At 72.3% G+C, this 18,430-nt stretch carries 17 protein-coding genes and 1 riboswitch; of the genes, 14 read left to right on the plus strand and 3 right to left on the minus strand.

What is annotated here, in order from left to right; genetic code table 11:
- Positions 1 to 62: 62 nt before the first annotated feature.
- A riboswitch (FMN riboswitch) is annotated at positions 63 to 193 on the plus strand.
- Between the two features lie 163 nt (positions 194 to 356).
- The 9 genes from ACZ4K2_RS13070 (at position 357) to ACZ4K2_RS13110 (ending at position 7,739) form a co-directional block, all read left to right on the plus strand.
- Positions 357 to 962, plus strand: a complete 606-nt coding sequence (locus tag ACZ4K2_RS13070) for a riboflavin synthase (protein ID WP_467473366.1) — start codon at positions 357 to 359, stop codon at positions 960 to 962.
- Positions 959 to 1,600 carry a nicotinamide mononucleotide transporter family protein gene (locus tag ACZ4K2_RS13075; protein WP_467473368.1) on the plus strand — a complete coding sequence of 214 codons (642 nt, stop codon included), beginning with the start codon at positions 959 to 961 and terminating at the stop codon, positions 1,598 to 1,600. Before ACZ4K2_RS13070 ends, ACZ4K2_RS13075 begins: the two co-directional genes overlap by 4 nt.
- On the plus strand, positions 1,597 to 2,931 hold the full coding sequence (locus ACZ4K2_RS13080; protein WP_467473370.1) for a bifunctional 3,4-dihydroxy-2-butanone-4-phosphate synthase/GTP cyclohydrolase II: 1,335 nt from the start codon (positions 1,597 to 1,599) through the stop codon (positions 2,929 to 2,931). The genes ACZ4K2_RS13075 and ACZ4K2_RS13080 overlap by 4 nt, the downstream gene beginning before the upstream one ends.
- Positions 2,932 to 2,979: 48 nt before the next feature.
- Positions 2,980 to 3,465: a 6,7-dimethyl-8-ribityllumazine synthase gene (gene ribH, locus ACZ4K2_RS13085; protein ID WP_467473372.1), complete on the plus strand. Its 486-nt coding sequence runs from the start codon at positions 2,980 to 2,982 to the stop codon at positions 3,463 to 3,465.
- A 34-nt stretch (positions 3,466 to 3,499) separates the two neighbouring features.
- Positions 3,500 to 3,772, plus strand: coding sequence for a phosphoribosyl-ATP diphosphatase (locus tag ACZ4K2_RS13090; protein WP_451648136.1), 273 nt, complete (start codon positions 3,500 to 3,502; stop codon positions 3,770 to 3,772).
- 56 nt (positions 3,773 to 3,828) lie between these two features.
- The gene (hisG, locus tag ACZ4K2_RS13095) at positions 3,829 to 4,677 is read left to right on the plus strand and encodes an ATP phosphoribosyltransferase (RefSeq protein ID WP_467473375.1); all 849 of its coding nucleotides are present in this window, start codon (positions 3,829 to 3,831) and stop codon (positions 4,675 to 4,677) included.
- A 17-nt stretch (positions 4,678 to 4,694) separates the two neighbouring features.
- Positions 4,695 to 5,165 carry a PH domain-containing protein gene (locus ACZ4K2_RS13100; protein WP_467473377.1) on the plus strand — a complete coding sequence of 157 codons (471 nt, stop codon included), beginning with the start codon at positions 4,695 to 4,697 and terminating at the stop codon, positions 5,163 to 5,165.
- Positions 5,166 to 5,328: 163 nt separating this feature from the next.
- Positions 5,329 to 6,672, plus strand: coding sequence for a hemolysin family protein (locus ACZ4K2_RS13105; RefSeq protein ID WP_467473378.1), 1,344 nt, complete (start codon positions 5,329 to 5,331; stop codon positions 6,670 to 6,672).
- The gene (locus tag ACZ4K2_RS13110; RefSeq protein WP_467473379.1) at positions 6,669 to 7,739 is read left to right on the plus strand and encodes a hemolysin family protein; all 1,071 of its coding nucleotides are present in this window, start codon (positions 6,669 to 6,671) and stop codon (positions 7,737 to 7,739) included. Before ACZ4K2_RS13105 ends, ACZ4K2_RS13110 begins: the two co-directional genes overlap by 4 nt.
- A gap of 33 nt (positions 7,740 to 7,772) precedes the next feature.
- Here the strand turns inward: ACZ4K2_RS13110 and ACZ4K2_RS13115 are convergent, their stop codons facing one another.
- Positions 7,773 to 9,644 (minus strand): AAA family ATPase, encoded by a 1,872-nt coding sequence (locus ACZ4K2_RS13115; protein WP_467473381.1) that lies wholly within the window; start codon positions 9,642 to 9,644, stop codon positions 7,773 to 7,775.
- Positions 9,645 to 10,102: 458 nt separating this feature from the next.
- The gene (locus ACZ4K2_RS13120) at positions 10,103 to 10,750 is read right to left on the minus strand and encodes a uridine kinase family protein (protein ID WP_467473382.1); all 648 of its coding nucleotides are present in this window, start codon (positions 10,748 to 10,750) and stop codon (positions 10,103 to 10,105) included.
- A gap of 230 nt (positions 10,751 to 10,980) precedes the next feature.
- On the opposite strand from ACZ4K2_RS13120, the gene ACZ4K2_RS13125 reads away from it, so the two are divergent.
- The 4 genes from ACZ4K2_RS13125 to ACZ4K2_RS13140 all read left to right on the plus strand — a co-directional run bounded on the left by ACZ4K2_RS13125 (position 10,981) and on the right by ACZ4K2_RS13140 (position 15,344).
- Complete coding sequence (locus ACZ4K2_RS13125) at positions 10,981 to 11,937, plus strand: hypothetical protein (RefSeq protein ID WP_467473384.1); 957 nt, start codon at positions 10,981 to 10,983, stop codon at positions 11,935 to 11,937.
- Positions 11,938 to 11,978: 41 nt separating this feature from the next.
- A complete protein-coding gene (locus ACZ4K2_RS13130) occupies positions 11,979 to 13,517 on the plus strand; it encodes an amino acid permease (protein ID WP_467473385.1) in 1,539 nt (512 codons plus the stop codon).
- A 208-nt stretch (positions 13,518 to 13,725) separates the two neighbouring features.
- A complete protein-coding gene (locus ACZ4K2_RS13135; protein ID WP_467473386.1) occupies positions 13,726 to 15,090 on the plus strand; it encodes a peptidase C39 family protein in 1,365 nt (454 codons plus the stop codon).
- 113 nt (positions 15,091 to 15,203) lie between these two features.
- Complete coding sequence (locus ACZ4K2_RS13140) at positions 15,204 to 15,344, plus strand: SCO1431 family membrane protein (RefSeq protein WP_467473388.1); 141 nt, start codon at positions 15,204 to 15,206, stop codon at positions 15,342 to 15,344.
- 93 nt (positions 15,345 to 15,437) lie between these two features.
- Here ACZ4K2_RS13140 and ACZ4K2_RS13145 read toward each other — a convergent pair whose 3' ends face one another.
- Positions 15,438 to 16,670, minus strand: a complete 1,233-nt coding sequence (locus ACZ4K2_RS13145) for a glycoside hydrolase family 18 protein (protein WP_467473389.1) — start codon at positions 16,668 to 16,670, stop codon at positions 15,438 to 15,440.
- Positions 16,671 to 16,997: 327 nt separating this feature from the next.
- Here ACZ4K2_RS13145 and ACZ4K2_RS13150 point away from each other — a divergent pair, with 327 nt between their 5' ends.
- The gene (locus ACZ4K2_RS13150) at positions 16,998 to 18,170 is read left to right on the plus strand and encodes an acyl-CoA dehydrogenase family protein (protein WP_467473391.1); all 1,173 of its coding nucleotides are present in this window, start codon (positions 16,998 to 17,000) and stop codon (positions 18,168 to 18,170) included.
- The last annotated feature ends 260 nt before the right edge of the window (positions 18,171 to 18,430 follow it).

Here is an 18,430-nt window from a genome sequence, read left to right on the forward strand (position 1 = left end):
GCCCACACCGGCCGCTCGTATGGACCAGTGCCGGGCGTGGCACACTGACCCTGTACCAGAAGCAGCGCACTCCGGGGTCGGTGAAAGTCCGAACCGGCGGTTACAGTCCGCGACCCGGTCGCTTCCAGCGGCCGGTTGACCAGGTGAAATTCCTGGACCGACGGTTAAAGTCCGGATGGGAGGCAGTGCGCGGCGGGCGGGCATGCGTATTCCGTGTGCGCGCCGCCGTATCCAGGCTCGTCCGTATGCGGACGAGCCCGTTGCCGGCGACGCCTCCGGTGCGTGTCCATCCGTAGATTCTGTCGTCTTCGACAGGCCCCGGAGTCCGTGCCCCAAGAGGCAGGAGGACCCGGGAAGTGTTCACCGGAATCGTCGAAGAGCTGGGTGAGGTCACCGCCGTCGAGAACCTCGGCGACGCCTCCCGCTTCCGGCTCCGCGGCCCCGTCGTGACCGAGGGCGCGCAGCACGGCGACTCCATCGCCGTGAACGGGGTCTGTCTCACCGTCGTGGAGCACGAGGGCGACGAGTTCACCGCCGACGTCATGGCCGAGACCCTGAACCGCTCCAGCCTCGGCGCGCTGGCCGTCGGCTCCCGCGTCAACCTGGAGCGGCCCACCGCCGTCGGCGCCCGCCTCGGCGGCCACATCGTGCAGGGGCACGTGGACGGCACCGGCGAGATCCTGGCGCGCGAGCCCTCCGAGAACTGGGAGATCGTGAAGATCTCCCTGCCCGCGGCCCTCGCCCGCTACGTCGTCGAGAAGGGCTCCATCACCGTCGACGGCATCAGCCTGACCGTCGTGGACGCGAATTCCGACCACTTCACCGTCAGCCTCATCCCGACCACGCTCGCCCTCACCACGCTCGGCGTGAAGCAGGCCGGCGACCCGGTCAACCTCGAAGTGGACGTCATCGCCAAGTACGTCGAGCGGCTGCTCGGCGCCGGACGGGAGGCCGGCCGGTGAACTGGCTGAACTCCGAGGCGTTCACCCTCTTCGGCCAGCACATCATCTGGTCGGACATGGTCGGCAACACCCTCGGCCTCATCACCCTCGCCTTCGGTTGGCGCCGCTCCCTGTGGACCTGGCCGGTGCAGTTCCTCTCCGGTCTCGTCCTCTTCTCCGCCTTCTACGGCCACCTCACGGGCAGCGCCGGCAAGCAGACCGTCGTCATGGCCGTCGCCCTGTACGGCTGGTGGCAGTGGCAGCGCGGCCGGGGCGAGGCCGGCGACGGCCGGATCACCGTACGGTTCGCCAGCTGGCGCGAACGCGGCGCGATGGCCGCCGCCGCGGCCGCAGGCACCGTCGCCGTGGCCCTCCTCTTCACGGCCTACCCGAAGCTCTCCTGGGACCCCTGGCCCGACGCCTACATCTTCGTCGGCACCGTCGTCGCGATGTACGCGCAGGCCAAGGGCATGGTCGAGTTCTGGTTCGCCTGGCTGCTCGTCGACCTCGTCGGCGTCCCCCTGAACTTCGCCAACGGCTACGCCTTCTCCGGCTTCGTCTACGTCATCTACGGCGCACTCGTCCTGTGGGGCATGCGCGACTGGTGGCTGCGCTCCCGCAGGGGCCCGCAGCCCGCACTGGAAGGAGCGCCGGCATGACCTCGGCACCACCGCTGTACGGCACCCACGACACCCGACACGCCCGCGGCACCCAGGACGCCCGCGGCACCCACGACATCGGCGACCTCACCCTCGACCCGGTCGGGCGGGCCGTCGCCGACATCGCCGCGGGCCGCCCCGTGGTCGTCGTCGACGACGAGGACCGGGAGAACGAGGGCGACCTCGTCATCGCCGCCGAGAAGGCGACCCCCGAGATCGTCGCCTTCATGATGAGCGAGTGCCGCGGCCTGATCTGCGCCCCCATGGAGGGCGAGGAACTGGACCGGCTGCGGCTGCCGCAGATGGTCGAGGACAACACCGAGTCGATGGGGACCGCGTTCACGGTCTCCGTCGACGCCGCCGCCGCCCACGGCGTGAGCACCGGCATCTCGGCCGCCGACCGCGCCGCCACCCTCCGGCTCCTGGCGAGCGGCAGCGCCGCACCCGCCGACCTGGTCCGCCCCGGCCACGTCTTCCCGCTGCGGGCCCGGCCGGGCGGCGTCCTCGTCCGCAACGGACACACCGAGGCCGCCGTCGACCTCGCCCGGCTCGCGGGACTGCGCCCGGCCGGCGCCATCGTGGAGATCGCCGGCGAGGACGGGCGGATGCTCCGCCTGCCCGAGCTGGTCCCGTTCGCCCGCAGGCACGGTCTGACGATCATCTCCATCCAGGACCTGATCGCCTACCGCCGCGGCAGCGAGCCCGGCGTCCGCCGCGAGGCCGAGACCCGCCTGCCCACCCGGCACGGCACCTTCACCGCCTACGGCTACCGGTCCGCCGCCGACGGCGTCGAGCACGTCGCCCTGGTCCACGGCGACCTCGGCGACGGCGAGGACGTCCTGGTCCGCGTCCACTCCGAATGCCTCACCGGCGACGTCTTCGGCTCCCTGCGCTGCGACTGCGGCCCCCAGCTCGACACCGCGCTGCAACGCATCCAGGCCGAGGGCCGCGGTGTCGTCGTCTACCTGCGCGGCCACGAGGGACGCGGCATCGGCCTGCTGTCCAAGCTGCGCGCCTACCAGCTCCAGGAACAGGGCCACGACACCCTGGACGCCAACCTCGAACTCGGCCTGCCCGCCGACGCCCGCGACTACGGCGCCGCCGCGCGGATCCTCGCCGACCTCGGCGTGCACGGTGTACGGCTGATGACCAACAACCCCGACAAGACCGACGCCCTGCTGCGCCACGGACTGAAGGTCGCCGGCCGCGTGCCGATGCCCGTCCAGGCCGGCGAGCACAACCTCCGCTACCTGCGCACCAAGCGGGACCGGATGGGGCACGATCTGCCCTGGCTCGACACGCCCGCGGTGTCGGCCTGCGGCAACCAGTAAGCAGCCCGCGGCGACCGGCAAGCAAGCGAAGAAGCACTGAGGAGAGACGTGAGCGGCAAGGGTGCACCGGAACTGTCCGTACGCAACGTGAGCGACCTGCGGGTCGCCGTCGTCGCGGCCCAGTGGCACGAGAAGGTGATGGACGGCCTGGTGAACGGCGCCCTGCGCGCCCTGCACGACCTGGGCATCGACGAGCCCACGCTGATCCGGGTCCCCGGCAGCTTCGAACTCCCCGTGGCCGCCAAGGTCCTCGCGGGACGCGGCTACGACGCGGTCGTCGCCCTCGGCGTCGTCGTGCGCGGCGGCACCCCCCACTTCGACTACGTGTGCCAGGGCGTCACCCAGGGCCTCACCCAGGTCTCCGTGGAGACCGGCGTCCCCGTCGGCTTCGGCGTGCTCACCTGCGACACCGAGGAACAGGCCCTGGACCGCGCCGGCATCGAGGGCTCCCGCGAGGACAAGGGCCACGAGGCGGTGACGGCCGCGGTGGCGACCGCGGCCACGCTCCGCTCAGTATCTGAACCCTGGCACTGAGGGGCGGGGCGAACCGCGTAGGGTGGGCAGCACCATGTCCAAGAAGACGTTCGAGGAGCTGTTCACCGAGCTCCAGCACAAGGCCGCCCACGGCGACCCCGCCACCTCCCGCACCGCGGAACTGGTCGGCAAGGGTGTCCATGCCATCGGCAAGAAGGTCGTCGAAGAGGCCGCCGAGGTCTGGATGGCCGCCGAGTACGAGGGCACGGAAGCGGCCGCCGAGGAGATCTCGCAGCTGCTCTACCACGTCCAGGTGATGATGGTCGCCCGCGGGATCTCGCTGGACGACGTCTACGCCCACCTGTGACCCGCCCGCTGTAAGAAGCCGTACGAAACCCCCTTCACACAAAGGAAGCCGACCTCATGCTGCGCATCGCCGTGCCCAACAAGGGTTCACTGTCCGGCCCTGCGGCGGCGATGCTGCATGAGGCCGGCTACCAGCAGCGCCGCGAGTCCAAGGAACTGCGCGTCGTCGACCCGGAGAACGAGGTCGAGTTCTTCTACCTCCGCCCCCGCGACATCGCGATCTACGTCTCCTCCGGCCGCCTCGACATCGGCGTCACCGGCCGCGACCTGCTGATCGACTCCGCCGCCGACGCCGAGGAGATCCTGCCCCTCGGCTTCGCCCGCTCCACCTTCCGCTTCGCCGCCAAGCCGGGCACGGCGAACGGCATCGAGGACCTCAAGGGCCGGACGATCGCCACCTCCTACGAGGGCATCGTCGCCGGCCACCTCGCCGACAGCGGCATCGACGCCTCCGTCGTCCACCTCGACGGCGCCGTCGAGACCGCGATCGAGCTGGGCGTCGCCGAGGTCATCGCGGACGTCGTCGAGACCGGCACCAGCCTGCGCAACGCGGGCCTGGAGGTCTTCGGCGAGCCGATCATGAAGTCCGAGGCCGTCGTCGTCCGCCGCACCGGCGCCGACGCCGAGGACCCGAAGGTCCAGCAGTTCCTGCGCCGCCTCCAGGGCGTCCTGGTCGCCCGGACGTACGTGATGATGGACTACGACTGCCGGGTCGAGCAGCTGGAGAAGGCCGTCGCGCTCACCCCCGGCCTGGAGTCCCCGACCGTCTCCCCGCTGCACAACGAGGGCTGGGTCGCCGTCCGCGCCATGGTCCCGGCCAAGGAGGCGCAGCGGATCATGGACGACCTCTACGCCATCGGCGCCCGCGCCATCCTGACCACGGCCATCCACGCCTGCCGCCTGTAGAAGGGGTACGCTGCCCGATGACCGATCTGCCTGACCTGCCTGACCTGCCCGTCACCTTCCGGCCGGGACGCACCCGGGTGATCCTGCTCACCGCCGCCGTCGCGATCCTGGTGGCGATGACCGCGCTGGCGCTGCTGCTGGAGCGCATCGGCCCGGGGTCCCGGCTCAGCTTCTTCCTCACCGGAGTGGTCTGCTTCTGGGTCCTCGCCCGGCTGGCCCGGGTGAAGGTGGTCGCCGACGACTCCGGCGTCACCGTCGTCAACATCGCCGGGAAGCGGCGCCTGGCCTGGGCCGAGATCGTCCAGGTGAACCTCCGGCCGGGCGACCCCTGGGTGTTCCTCAACCTCACCGACGGCACCAGCCTGCCCGCGCTCGGCATCCAGCCGGGCATCGCCAAGGAGCGGGCCATCGCCGACGCCAAGGCCCTGCGCGCGCTCGCCGAGGCCCGTTCGGGCTCCTCCGGCCTGCCGCACGAGCCCGGAACTTGATTAATCTGGAGGCGGAGGCCGTTTCGCTGCGCCTCCGCCCCTGCGTGCCGCCCGGCGCACAGGGGCTCCTGCTACCCGAGGAGTGACTCCCTCCGGCGATGGACGGATCGTCCTGTAGTACCTGCGCCACCCCTGCCCGGCAGAGCGGGAAGCCGGTGGCAGCGTGACCCTCTCCCTGCTGCTCCTCGGAGCCGCGTTCCTGCTGATTCTCGCCAACGGATTCTTCGTGGCGGCCGAGTTCGGCCTGGTCACCGTCGAGCGCCCGGACGCCGAGAAGGCCGCCGCCGACGGCGACGCCCGCGCCCGCACGGTGGTGGAGTCGCTGAAGGAACTCTCCTTCCAGCTCTCCGGCACCCAGCTCGGCATCACCATCACCTCCCTGGTCGTCGGCATGCTCGCCGAACCGGCCCTGGCCGGGCTGCTGCGCGGCCCGTTCGCCGCACTCGGCGTCCCCGCGGGCGTCGCCTCCGGCGTCGCCGTGGTCGTCGGCATGCTGCTGGCCTCCGCGATCCAGATGGTGATCGGCGAACTCGTACCGAAGAACTGGGCGGTGTCCCGGCCGTTGCAGGTCGCGCGCTTCGTCGCCGGCCCCCAGCACCGCTTCGCGCTCCTGTTCCGGCCGGTGATCTCCGCCCTGAACACGGTCGCCAACCGGCTGGTCCGCGCGCTCGGCGTGGAACCCGCCGAGGAACTGGCCTCCGCCCGCACCCCCGGGGAGCTCGTCTCCCTGGCCCGCCACTCCGCGCTGGCCGGCGCCCTGGAGCAGGACACGGCCGACCTGTTCGTCCGCACCCTGTCCCTGGGCGAGCTGACCGCGCAGCACGTCATGACCCCGCGCGTGAAGGTCAGCGCCCTCCAGGACACGGCCACCGCCGAGGACGTCGTCAACCTCACCCGGGCCACCGGGCTGTCCCGCTTCCCCGTGTACCGGGAGAAGATCGACGAGATCGTCGGCATGGCCCACCTCAAGGACGCGCTGGCCGTCCCGGTCCACGACCGGCTGCGCACCCCGGCCGGCCGTATCGCCCGCAAGGCGCTGCTGGTCCCCGAGAGCCTGCCCGTGCAGCCCCTGCTCGCCCGGCTGCGCAGCGAGCAGCCCATCGCGGTCGTCGTCGACGAGTACGGCGGCACGGCCGGCGTCGTCACCCTGGAGGACATCGTCGAGGAACTGGTCGGCGAGGTCCGCGACGAGCACGACGCCAAGGACGTGCCCGAGCTGGCCCCCGCCCCGCCCGAGGACGGCAGGCCCGCCTGGGACGCGGACGGAAGCTGCCGCGTCGACATCCTGCAGCGGATAGGCCTCGACGTGCCCGAGGGGCCGTACGAGACCGTCGCCGGACTGGTCGCCGACCTGCTCGGCCGGATCCCGGCCCCCGGCGACCGGGCGGAACTGCCCGGCTGGCGGCTCTCGGTCCGCCAGGTCGGCCACTACCGCGCCGAACGCGTCCGCCTGGTGCGGACGGCCCCGGCGGCGAACCCGGCGAACGTGATGGAGGCCGCCCGATGAGCGTGGTCCAACTGGTCTTCGCCGCGCTGCTCGTGCTCGCCAACGGCTTCTTCGTCGGCGCCGAGTTCGCACTCGTCTCCGTCCGCCGTAGCCAGATCGAACCGCTCGGCACCGCCCGGGCCCGCCAGGTGCTGCACGGGCTCGAACGCCTCCCGCAGATGATGGCCGCCGCCCAGTTCGGCATCACCGTCTGCTCGCTGACGCTCGGCGCGGTCGCCGAGCCGACGGTCGCCCACATGCTGGAACCGGTGTTCGAGTGGGTTCACGTGCCGCAGGGCGTGGTCCACCCGCTCGGCTACGTCATCGCCCTGGCCGCCGTGGTCTTCTTCCACCTGGTCATCGGCGAGATGGTGCCGAAGAACCTCGCCATGGCCGCGCCCGAGAAGGCGGCGCTCTGGCTCAGCCCGGGACTGGTCTGGTTCGCCCGCCTGTGCCGGCCGATCACGGTGGCCCTCGGCGCCTGCGCCCAGGGCATCCTGCGGCTCTTCCGGGTCGACCCCAAGGACGAGGTGGAGGCGGTCGTCACCACCGAGCAGCTCAACCGGCTGCTGGAGGACTCCGGTGAGGCCGGCCTGCTCGGCCCCGAGGAGCGCGAGCGCCTTGAGGACGCCCTGGAACTGGGCTCCCGCCCGGTGACGGACGTCCTGCTGCGCCGGGAGTCCCTGGTCACGGTGGCCCCCTCGGTGACCCCGGGGGAGATCGTCGAGCTGACCGCCCGCACCGGCTACTCCCGCTTCCCGGTCTCCGCGACCGAGAAGGGCCCGTTCATGGGCTACCTGCACGTGAAGGACGTCCTCGACCTGGAGGACTCCGACCGGGCCGTCCCGCAGCACGTCTGGCACCCCATGGCCACGCTCCGCGCCGAACTGCCGCTCGACGACGCCCTCACCGTGATGCGCCGCGCGGCCACGCACCTGGCCCAGGTGGCGGACCCGTCCGGCCGGGTGCTCGGACTGGTGGCCCTGGAGGACGTCCTGGAGATGCTCGTAGGAGAGGTCCGGGACCCGGCGCACCGCGAGATGCCGGAGCCCAGGGTGAGCGGCGAGCCGGAGGGAGCGCTCGCCTGACCCCCGCCGGTGCGGGGGCCGCGGTCCCGCGGCCTACAGGCCCGGCGGATCCTGCGGCCCCCGCCCCGACAGCACCTCCCCGTACGCCTGCATCAGGTCGGGCAGCCGCAGGGTCGCCAGGTCCTCCCGGGACAGGGGCCCGGCGTACACCGACAGCCGCAGGTCGCGGTACGCGCAGCTCTTCTCGTACAGCGTCCGCAGGAACCGCCCGTTGCCCAGCTCGTCGATCCACCCCTGGTCGACCACGTGCCCGGCGATGGAGCGCAGCTCGTCCAGCGCCTCCTCGTCCCACAGGTCGCCGTTCTCCGCCGCCAGGACCCTGCCGATCTCGCTCAGCTCCTGCGGCCGGTACGACGGGAAGTCGACCCGGGTGGTGAAGCGGGAGGACAGGCCGGGGTTGGCGGCCAGCAGGCGGTCCATGCCCTCCGGATAGCCGGCCAGGATCACCACCAGGTGGTCCCGGTTGTCCTCGGCCCGCTTCAGCAGCACCTGGAGCGCCTCGTCGCCGTACGCGTCCCCCTTGCCGTACCCGGAGTTGGACAGCGCGTACGCCTCGTCCACGAACAGCACCCCGCCGATCGCGGAGTCGATCAGCTCGTTGGCCTTCACGGCCGTCTGCCCCAGGTACTCGCCGACCAGGTCGGCCCGCTGGGCCTCCACGAGGTGGTCGCCGCCGAGCAGGCCCAGGGCGTAGAACACCCGGCCGAGGATCCGCGCGACCGTGGTCTTGCCGGTGCCGGACGGCCCGGAGAAGACGAAGTGCCGCTTCGGCGGCTGCACGGGCAGGCCCTGCCCGGCCCGCAGCCGCGCCATGTTGAGCTGCGCCGACAACGCCTTGACCTGGCGCTTGACCGGTTCCAGCCCCACCATGCGCTCCAGTTCGGCGAGCGCCTCCGCCAGCAGGGCGGGGTCGGTCGGCCCCGCCGGGACCGGTGAGGACGGCGCCCCGGACACGCCGGTCTTGGTCCGCACCGCGGGGCCGGCCACCGACGGCAGCGGCCCGGCCGGCGGATCGGGCTCCGGCAGCCGCAGGTCCCGGCCCTCGGGACCGAACAGCGGGTCGGACCCGTCCGGGCCGTCCACCGCGTCCTGTCCCGCGCCGGCCAGGGTGATCGCGGCGAGGTCGGCCGTCTCGTCGTACCCGTCCCCCTCGGCGATGGCGGCGAGCCGGGCGGCGGTGTCCATGAAGGCCGGGTCGACCCGGTGCACCGCCCGGTACAGGGGGAGCGCGGCGGCGCTGCGGCCCGTGCCCTCGTGCGCCCGGGCCAGCCAGTAGCGCAGCTCCTTGCGCTGCGGCTGCTCGCTGCGGCACCGCATCAGCGCGGCCGCGAGCAGCGGCTCGGCCTGGCCGTACGTCTCCAGCCTGACCCGGGCCATCCCGCCGAACAGGCCGGCCTCGATGCCGAGCAGGGGATCGTTCAGCAGCGGGTCGGTGTGCCGGACCAGTTGCTCCCAGTCCTTGACCAGGTAGGCGCGGCAGGCGTGCAGGAAGCGGACCTGGGTGTCGGCGTCGACCGGGGGCAGCCCGGCCAGGGCGCGGTCCAGCTCGGGCACGTGCCGGCCGTCCAGCCAGTGCGAGGCGTGGGCCAGCAGCAGGTCACGCGGGCTCTCCAGCACCGGCTGCACCCACCAGCCGAGCCAGTACCAGGAGTTGAGGGCCCGGCGGTGCCGGGCGCGCTGTTCGCCGAAGCGCTCGCGGTGCCGGAACATCCGCAGCAGCGCGGTGGTCGTGTCGACCCTGAGCGCGTGCAGTCCGAGCCAGGCGTCGGCCATGCCCGGGTCCATCCGCACCGCGGTGCGGAACTCCTCCTCCGCCTGCGGATAGGCGCCCATCGTGTAGGCGTCCACCCCCCGCAGCCAGGCGAGGTCGGCCGGGGCCTCGGGGCCCTGCGTGCCGAAGTCCATCACGTCCCCCCACAGACCGTGTCCCCGTGGTTCACCACAGGGCAGTCGCCCGATGGCCGCCGCGGTCGAACCGCTGTGCCACCGACCGGAGTTGCCGGTGCGGAGCAGCCGCTCGAAGGTCGCGCCGAGGGCATCGTACCCGTGGGACCCGCGCGTGCCGAAGGGTGCCGCACAGGGCGTTCGGCGAGGTGGGAGCGGACGGCCTGGACGCCTGGGGACGGCTGGGGACGGCCGGGGACGGCGTTCCGTGACCCAGCGTGAGAGGTCCGGTGCGCGAAGCGCCCCGGAGCCGGGCCCGCGGGCAGAACGAAGCCCCCGGTCACGGGGGAACAACCGGGGGCTTCGGGTCGGCGGGCGGCTCCGAAAGCCGCACATTCAGAACGTAAATCCTGTACGGCCCCCCGGTCAAGCGTGGTTGGGGCGCCCGGGGGACGCGTCCCGCACGGCCCTTCACAACTTCACCACATTGCGGACGGTCCCTCACGGAGCGTCACGTCGTGCTCGGTCCCGGGGGTCGCGGCGGGCCCCGGCAGCACCTCGTACCCCTCCGGACGCTGGAGCACCAGGAGGTCGGCATGAGGGCGCGTGGGGTCCGCGGTGAAGTGCGCGCGCTCCGCCGGCACCCAGCCGTCCCAGAACTCCCGCTGCTCCGCCCCGTCCCGCCGGCGGCCCCGGGCCCACGCCTCCTCCCGGGGCAGCTCCATCCACAGCAGCCGGGCCAGGTGCGGCCGCAGCGCACGGCGGCCGGCCCCGACGCCCTCGATCAGGACGACCGGCGCGGCCGGCAGCGGGCGCGGCGGGCCGAAGGCGCGGGCCCCCCAGTCGTAGGGGGTGACGTGGGCGTTCTCGCCGCGCGCCAGCGGCTCGATCACCTGCGTGCGGAGCCGGGCGGTCCAGGCGAAGAGCTCCGCGTGGCCGGAGATGTCGTCGAGGTGGAGCACCGGGGCATCGCCCAGCGCCCGCGCCAGGTGCTCGGCGAAGGTGGACTTGCCGGAGCCCGCGTGCCCGTCGACGCCGACGAGCCGGACCGGCCCCAGCGACGGGGGGAGCCCGCGCAGCCGGGCGGCGAGGTCGTGAATGGTGATTCCCGGGGTGTGGTGACTCATGGGGGTTTCCCGCACATCAGTCTAGGGGCGGCCGTGGTGGCGGGTCCGGCGGGCGCCGCCGGATCCGAGAAAGTCGCGTATTGAATCACTTTCGGCGTCCGGCGGGGAGGGCTGTCGGACATTCCGAATCCGCTGACCGATATGTCGAATTCAGCGTTTCGGGTGTGCCCCACGCTGAGTAGGGTGCCTCTTGCGCTACGTGATGCGTCGCACGGGACTGGCAGGGGGACATGGACGCGGAGTTATTCGAAGGGCACTACGTGTGGCATCCGGCGGCCGACGACCGCGTCCTGGCGAGCGTGTGCGTCGACATACGCGCCGGGCGCTACCGGTCCGCCCGCGAGGCCCTGGCCGAGACCCGTGCCGACTCCGCCCTGCGCGCCCACCGCTCGCTGGTCCTCGCCTCCGAGGCGGCCGGCACCGACCTGGTGGAACGCTGGCTGGACGAGGAGCCCACCCCCGAGGCCGCGCTGATGTGGGCCCGGGTCGCCGTGCAGCGCGCCCTGCGGGCCGCCGACGCGCACGACGACCGCGCGGAGGCGCTGGAGCGGATAGCGCTGACCGCCTGCGACCGGGCCGCCGACGCGGCCCCCGCGGACCCCACCCCCTGGGTCGCCCGGCTCGCCATGGCCCGGCTGCACCGGTTGCGCGACCCGGCCCCGCACGGCCTGCTCACCGCCCCGCCGGGACCCTGGCGGCTGTTCGCGCACATCCTCTCCCTCGACCCCTGGCACCGCGAGGCCCACCACCGCTTCCTGTCCTGCTTCTTCACGCGGCACGGCGGCTCGGTCACCGCGGCCTGGGACGTCGCCGCCTTCCTCAGCCAGCGGGCGCCCGCCGACTCCGCCCTCCGGCTGCTGCCCCTGGTGGCCCTGGTGGAGAGCTACAACCCCACCCAACTGCTCGCCGACCGGGTCTGGGAGCAGCCGCAGTGGCGCTCCACCGCGCTGTCGATCTACCAGAACTGGCTGCCCGCCGCGGCCGGATACCGCTTCACCCCGGTGCTCGACCTCGCCTACCTCGCGCACGCGCTCGTCATGGGGCAGCGCGAGTTCGAGGCCCGGGCGGTCTTCACGGCGATGGGCCCCTACGCCTCGCGCATGCCGTGGAGCGCCTTCGGCGACCCCGCCGAGCAGCTCTCCCGGGCCCGGCGCGCCTGCGGCCTGCCCGTGCCGGGACCCGGCTGATCCCGTTCCTCCCCCCGTCCCATCGAGAGAAAGGCCGATCCGTGTCGGAACGGACGTCGACTTCCCGGGCCCACGCCCGGGCCGCGGCCCCCGTCGTGCTCGACGACGACGCCACCCTGCATGCGATGGGTTATCCGCGGAAGCTCACCCGGCGCTTCAAAACGTTCGACAATTTCGCCATCTCCTTCACCATCATCAATATCCTCTCGGGCATCTTCTCGTCCTTCGGATTCGGCCTGAACGCGGGCGGCCCCCGCATTCTCGTGTTCGGCTGGATCGGTGTGTCGGTGATGGTCCTGCTCATCGGCGCGGCCATGGCGGAAGTCGCCTCGGCCTATCCGACGAGCGGCGCCCTGTACTTCTCCGCGGGCAAACTCGCCAAGCGGCACAAAGGGGCCTGGTCCTGGTTCACGGGCTGGCTGAACTTCGTCGGCCAGATCGGCGGCACGGCCGCCACCGGATACGCGGCCGCCACGTTCATCCAGGTGTTCGTGCAGATGCAGTGGCCGGCCTACCGGCCGACCGCGCACCAGACGGTCCTGATCACGGCCCTGATCATCGTGTTGCAGGGACTCGCCAACACCTACACCGTCCAGCTCGTCGCCGTCCTGAACCGCATTTCCGTCTGGTGGCTGCTGGTGGGACTCGTCGTGATCGTGGGGGCCCTCGTGGTGATGCCCGACCAGCACCAGTCGGCGTCCTTCGTAGCGCATTTCGAGAACAACACCGGCTTCACGAACGGCCTTTACGGCGGCATGCTCGGGCTGCTGGTGACCAGTTGGACCTTCACCGGGTTCGACGGCAGCTTCCACATGTCCGAGGAAACGGTCCACGCCACGGTGAGCGCGCCCAAGGGCATCACCCGCGCCATCGGCTGGTCGGCGCTGACCGGCCTGATCCTGATGCTGGCGCTGGTCTACAGCATCGGCGACTACGCGGAGGTCGCCGGGGCCGCCGCGCCGCCCGTGCAGATCCTCATCGACGGCCTCGGCCTGCGCACCGCGAAGGTGATGCTCCTCATCGTCATCGGCGCGATGCTCTTCTGCGGGCTCGCCAACCTCACCAGCAACACCCGGCAGATCTTCGCCTTCTCGCGTGACGGCGCCATGCCCGGCTCCCGCTGGTGGCGCTCGGTGTCGCTGCGCACCCGCACGCCGGTCAAGGCGGTGTGGCTCGCGGTCGCCTGCTCGCTGGCCCTGATCGTGCCGGGCTGGTGGTCGCACACGGCGTTCACCGCCATCGTCAGCGTCAACGTGGTCGGCCTCTTCCTCGCCTACGCCGTGCCCATCTTCCTGCGGCTGCGGCTCGGCGACGCGTTCCAGCCCGGCCCCTGGCACCTCGGCCGCTGGGGCAGGCCCATCGGCTGCCTCGCGATCGTCTGGATCCTGCTCAGCAGCGTCCTGTTCATGCTGCCGCAGGCGTCGCCCATCACCGTCGACTCCTTCAACTACGCGCCGATCGCGCTCGCCGTCGTCCTGCTGATCGCCACGGTGTGGTGGTTCGCCACCGCCCGCCGGCGCTTCCAGGGCCCGGTCAGCTACGGCCGCCCGGACGAGGTCGCCGCGATGGACCTCGTCTGAGCCGGCCGCCCGGACGCGGGTGCGGGGCCGGGCACGGGTGCGGGGGAGGAGCCCCGCACCCGCGTCAGGGCCCCGCGCCCCCTTTTCAGTGGCCGAGACCAATATTCCTGGCGTGGCATGCGCCGAAGTGCTGGCAGCCAAAACCGGCCTGCTCCATAGTTGGCGCACCGGACCAGCCCACTCGGACACCCTGGGGGTCATCGCGCCCATGAGCAGAGCCCAACAGCCGTCCCGCAGAACCGTCCTGGCCGTGGCCGTCGCCGCCGCGGTGACCGGCACCGCGGCCCCCGCGGCCGCCGCCGCCCCGCATCCCGGCGCCGCCGTCCCGGGCCGGACGCAGGCCCGCCCGATCGACCAGCACGCCTGGACCACGTACCGGGACTGGCGCGGTGGGTCCGTACAGGGCGCCCGTGCCGTCTCCGGGCAGCGGCCCGGCGTCGTGATCGGCGCCCCCGCCGGCCGCACCGACTACACCGACCCGCACACCGGGACCACCGCGACCTGGGAGTACGCGACCTGGACCTCCCCCGTGCACCGGCTCGCCGTGCTCGCCACCGAGGTCGTCGCCTCCTGGAACGCGCACACCCCCGACGGCACCTGGATCCAGGTCGAGCTGACCGGCACGTACTCCGACGGCACCGCGACCCCCTGGTACGTGCTGGGCCGCTGGGCGTCCGGCGACCAGGACATCAAGCGGACCTCGGTGGACGGCCAGACCGACGGCCGGAGCACCGTCTGGACCGACACCTTCTCCGTGGACGACGCCAGCACCGGCCTGCGGCTGACGTCGTACCGGCTGCGCCTGACCCTGTACCGCCGGCCGGGCACGCACCGCACGCCGACCGTGTGGCGGCTCGGCGCGATGGGCTCCGACATCCCCGACCGGTTCACCGTCCCGGCCTCCACCCCCGGCCTCGCCCAGGAACTGGCCGTCCCGCGCTACTCGCAGGAGATCCACAAGGGCCAGTACCCCGAGTACGACGGCGGGGGCGAGGCGTGGTGCAGCCCCACCTCCTCGCAGATGGTCGTCGAGTACTGGGGCGGCCGGCTCACCCCCGGCCAACTGGCCTGGGTCGACCCCGCCTACGCCGACCCGCAGGTCTGCCACGCGGCCCGGTCCACCTACGACCACCAGTACCAGGGCTGCGGCAACTGGCCCTTCAACGCGGCCTACGCGGCGACCTTCGAGGGCCTCCAGGGCGTGGTCACCCGGCTGGCCTCCCTCACCGAGCTGGAGACGCTGATCGCGGCGGGCATCCCGGCCATAACGTCCCAGTCCTTCCTCAAGAGCGAGCTGACCGGCGCCGGGTACGGCACCTCCGGGCACCTGATGGCCGTGATCGGCTTCACCGCGGACGGCGACGTCATCGCCAACGATCCGGCCTCCCCGGGCGACGACGCGGTGCGACGGGTCTACCTGCGCCGGGAGTTCGAGAACATCTGGCTCAGGACGAAGTGGTACAACGCCTCGGGGAAGGTCGCCTCCGGCTCCGGGGGGATCTGCTACCTGTACTTCCCGGCGCGTCCGACCGCCCACCAGCGCAAGGCGCTGGCCGCCGTGGGGGTGTACTGAGCCGTTCCGCGGGTATGTGACGGAGTTCATCGCCCGCAGGACCGTCGCGGATGGCAAGGTGGACGGGTGAATGGGGGGATTCGCCTCCACGTCCTACCTTTGCGAGTAACAGTATGAGCGCACACTCGGCCACCGCCATCCGCGTCCGTACCGGCGGCCCCAAGGACGACGGCCCCGACCTCGTCGAGCACCTCATGGGCTGGGTCCTGGTCGTGGTGCTCGCGATGCTCGTGACGCAGCTCGGCCTGCTCTGACGCCCCGCGGGGGCCGGTGCGGCGCCGGCCGCACCACCACCACGCGAAGGAGCGGAGGCCGCCGGCCTCCGCTCCGTTCCGTTCCGTCAGGGGTCAGCTGATGGCCTTGATCAGCTCACCGTTCGCGGTGTCGCCGCTCAGCTCCCAGAAGAAGGTGCCGCCGAGGCCCTGCTGGTTCTTGTACGTCATCTTCGAGGCGATGGTCGCCGGGGTGTCGTAACTCCACCAGTCGCTGCCGCACTTGGCGTAGGCCGTGCCGCCCACCGTGCCGGTCGCCGGGCACTTGGCCTTGAGCACCTTGTAGTCGTCGATGCCCTGCTCGTAGGTGCCGGCCGCCGGGCCGGTGGCCGTGCCGCCGGGCGCCGCCTGCGTGACGCCGGTCCAGCCGCGGCCGTAGAAGCCGATGCCGAGCAGCAGCTTCGAGGCGGGCACGCCGAGGCCCTTGAGCTTGGCGATGGTCGCCGAGGTGTTGAAGTCCGCCTTCGGGATGCCCGCGTAGGAGGTCAGCGGCGAGTGCGGGGCGGTCGGGCCCTTGGCGTCCCAGGCACCGAAGTAGTCGTACGTCATCGGGTTGTACCAGTCGACGTACTGGGCGGCGCCCGCGTAGTCCGCCGCGTCGATCTTGCCGCCGCTGGTGGCGTCCGCCGTGATCGCGGCGGTCACCAGGTTGCCGGAGCCGAACTTGGACCGCAGGGCGGCCATCAGGTTCCGGAACGCGTCCCGCCCGCTGCTGTCGCAGGTGTTGCCGCAGGCGTTCGGGTACTCCCAGTCGATGTCGATGCCGTCGAAGACACCCGCCCACTTGGAGTTCTTCACCAGGTCGTAGCAGGACTGGGCGAAGGCCGCGGGGTTCTTCGCGGCCTCGCCGAAGCCGCCGGACCAGGTCCAGCCGCCGAAGGACCACAGGATCTTCAGGTTGGGGTGCTTCTTCTTCAGCTTGAGCAGCTGGTTGAAGTTGCCGCGCAGCGGCTGGTCCCAGGTGTCGGCGACGCCGTCGACCGACTCGGCGGCGGTGTAGGCGCGGTCGGTGGCCGCGTAGGCGTCGCCCATCGCGCACTTGCCGCCGGTGACGTTGCCGAAGGCGTAGTTGATGTGGGTCAGCTTGGCGCCGGAGCCCGAGGTCTCGACGTTCTTGGCGTAGTACTTGCGGTCGTAGGTGCCCCATTCGGTGAAGTAGCCGACGACCTTGGAACCGGCCTGGAGCTGCGGGGCGCTCGGGGCCGCCGCGGTCGCCGTGCCCGTGCCGGCCAGCAGACCGGCGCCGAGGGCGGCGGTACACGCGGCCGAGACGAGGGCCCGGACGAGGGAGCGGTGGGGAGAGTGCATGCGGGTGTCTCCTCGTGGGGGGAAGAGGGAACGCGCGCCGAATGGCATGAACGCGGTAAAGCGCTGGTCATGCACAGTAGGGAGGACTGGATCACTAGGTCAATGGTTCGGACCAATAACCGACCCGGCGGACGCCCGGCAGGATTCCTGAAGTGAGCGGTCGTTAACTGGTGACGAGAGGTCGACGATCGGGCATACTCACAGCGCATGCCGCTGGTCAGCAGCTTCCGAGACCCGGGAGCGGACGCCCTCGGCACAGCGATCAGGCGGCGCCGCCCCCACCACGGGCCAGGCCGCCGGTGTCCGAACAGGGAGGAGACCGACGCCATGTCCGACCGCGACCCGCAGCCGGTGGAGCGTCAACTGCCGACGGAGGAGGCGAGGGATCTGCTCGCCCTCGTCCGGGAGATCGCCCAGCGTGAGATCGCGCCCGGGGCCGCCGAGGAGGAGGACGCGGGGCGCTTCCCGCGCGAGGTCTTCACCCTGCTCTCCGAGTCCGGTCTGCTCGGCCTGCCGTACGCCGCCGAGTACGGCGGCGGCGACCAGCCCTACGAGGTGTACCTCCAGGTGCTGGAGGAGCTGGCCGCGGCCCGCCTCACCGTCGGCCTCGGCGTCAGCGTGCACACGCTCGCCTCCTACGCGCTCGCCACCTACGGCGCCAAGCGGCAGCAGGTCGAGCACCTGCCCGCCATGCTGGGCGGCGGCCTGCTCGGCGCGTACTGCCTGTCCGAGCCGTCCTCCGGCTCCGACGCGGCCTCGCTGCGGACCAAGGCCGTCCGCGAGGGCGACTCCTGGGTCATCGACGGCACCAAGGCGTGGATCACGCACGGCGGCATCGCCGACTTCTACACCGTGATGGCCCGCACCGGCGAGGACGGCCCGCGCGGGATCACCGCCTTCCTCGTGCCCGGCGACGCGCCCGGCCTCAGCGGAGCGGTGCCCGAGAAGAAGATGGGCATGAAGGGCTCACCCACCGCGCAGGTCCACTTCGACGGCGTGCGCGTCCCCGACGAGCGGCGCATCGGCGAGGAGGGCCAGGGCTTCACCATCGCCCTGTCCGCGCTCGACTCCGGCCGGCTCGGCATCGCGGCCTGCGCCGTCGGCCTCGCCCAGGCCGCCCTGGACGAGGCGGTCCGCTACGCCACCGGGCGCCGCCAGTTCGGCCGGCCCGTCGCCGACTTCCAGGGCCTGCGCTTCATGCTCGCCGACATGGCCACCCAGATCGAGGCGGGCCGGGCCCTGTACCTGGCCGCGGCCCGGCTGCGGGACGCCGGCAGGCCCTTCGCCAAGCAGGCCGCCATGGCCAAGCTGCACTGCACCGACGCGGCCATGAAGGTCACCACGGACGCGGTGCAGATACTGGGCGGCTACGGCTACACCGCCGACTTCCCGGCCGAGCGCTACATGCGCGAGGCCAAGGTCCTGCAGATCGTCGAGGGCACCAACCAGATCCAGCGGATGGTCATCGCCCGCCACGTGGCGGGACCGGAAGGCCGCTGAACCGACCCGTCAGGACCGTCGGGGCCGCCAGCCTGATCCACTCCGGGTCGTGGCGGCCCGGCAGGGTGCGCCCCCGGTCGGCCCAGACCCGCATGAGATCGCGGTAGATCGGCGGGTCCTGCGGCGCGGGCGGCGCGACCGGGTCCGCCGGGCGCGGGACGAAGATGCGGCGCCGGCGCCCGGTCGCCGGGTACATGGCGGTCATGCCCGGCCAACGCGACGGCGCCCCCGCGGGTCACCCCCTTGCGGAATCGGGCGTC

The organism is Streptomyces sp. NPDC025833, assembly GCF_055558055.1.

Coding starts and splice junctions, on each gene's coding strand:
- ACZ4K2_RS13080 (WP_467473370.1), top strand. CDS start 1,597: ATGACCTCGGCACCACCGCTGTACGGCACCCACGACACCCGACACGCC.
- ACZ4K2_RS13090 (WP_451648136.1), top strand. CDS start 3,500: ATGTCCAAGAAGACGTTCGAGGAGCTGTTCACCGAGCTCCAGCACAAG.
- hisG (WP_467473375.1), top strand. CDS start 3,829: ATGCTGCGCATCGCCGTGCCCAACAAGGGTTCACTGTCCGGCCCTGCG.
- ACZ4K2_RS13100 (WP_467473377.1), top strand. CDS start 4,695: ATGACCGATCTGCCTGACCTGCCTGACCTGCCCGTCACCTTCCGGCCG.
- ACZ4K2_RS13110 (WP_467473379.1), top strand. CDS start 6,669: ATGAGCGTGGTCCAACTGGTCTTCGCCGCGCTGCTCGTGCTCGCCAAC.
- ACZ4K2_RS13115 (WP_467473381.1), bottom strand. CDS start 9,644: ATGGACTTCGGCACGCAGGGCCCCGAGGCCCCGGCCGACCTCGCCTGG.
- ACZ4K2_RS13120 (WP_467473382.1), bottom strand. CDS start 10,750: ATGAGTCACCACACCCCGGGAATCACCATTCACGACCTCGCCGCCCGG.
- ACZ4K2_RS13125 (WP_467473384.1), top strand. CDS start 10,981: ATGGACGCGGAGTTATTCGAAGGGCACTACGTGTGGCATCCGGCGGCC.
- ACZ4K2_RS13135 (WP_467473386.1), top strand. CDS start 13,726: ATGAGCAGAGCCCAACAGCCGTCCCGCAGAACCGTCCTGGCCGTGGCC.
- ACZ4K2_RS13140 (WP_467473388.1), top strand. CDS start 15,204: ATGAGCGCACACTCGGCCACCGCCATCCGCGTCCGTACCGGCGGCCCC.
- ACZ4K2_RS13145 (WP_467473389.1), bottom strand. CDS start 16,670: ATGCACTCTCCCCACCGCTCCCTCGTCCGGGCCCTCGTCTCGGCCGCG.
- ACZ4K2_RS13150 (WP_467473391.1), top strand. CDS start 16,998: ATGTCCGACCGCGACCCGCAGCCGGTGGAGCGTCAACTGCCGACGGAG.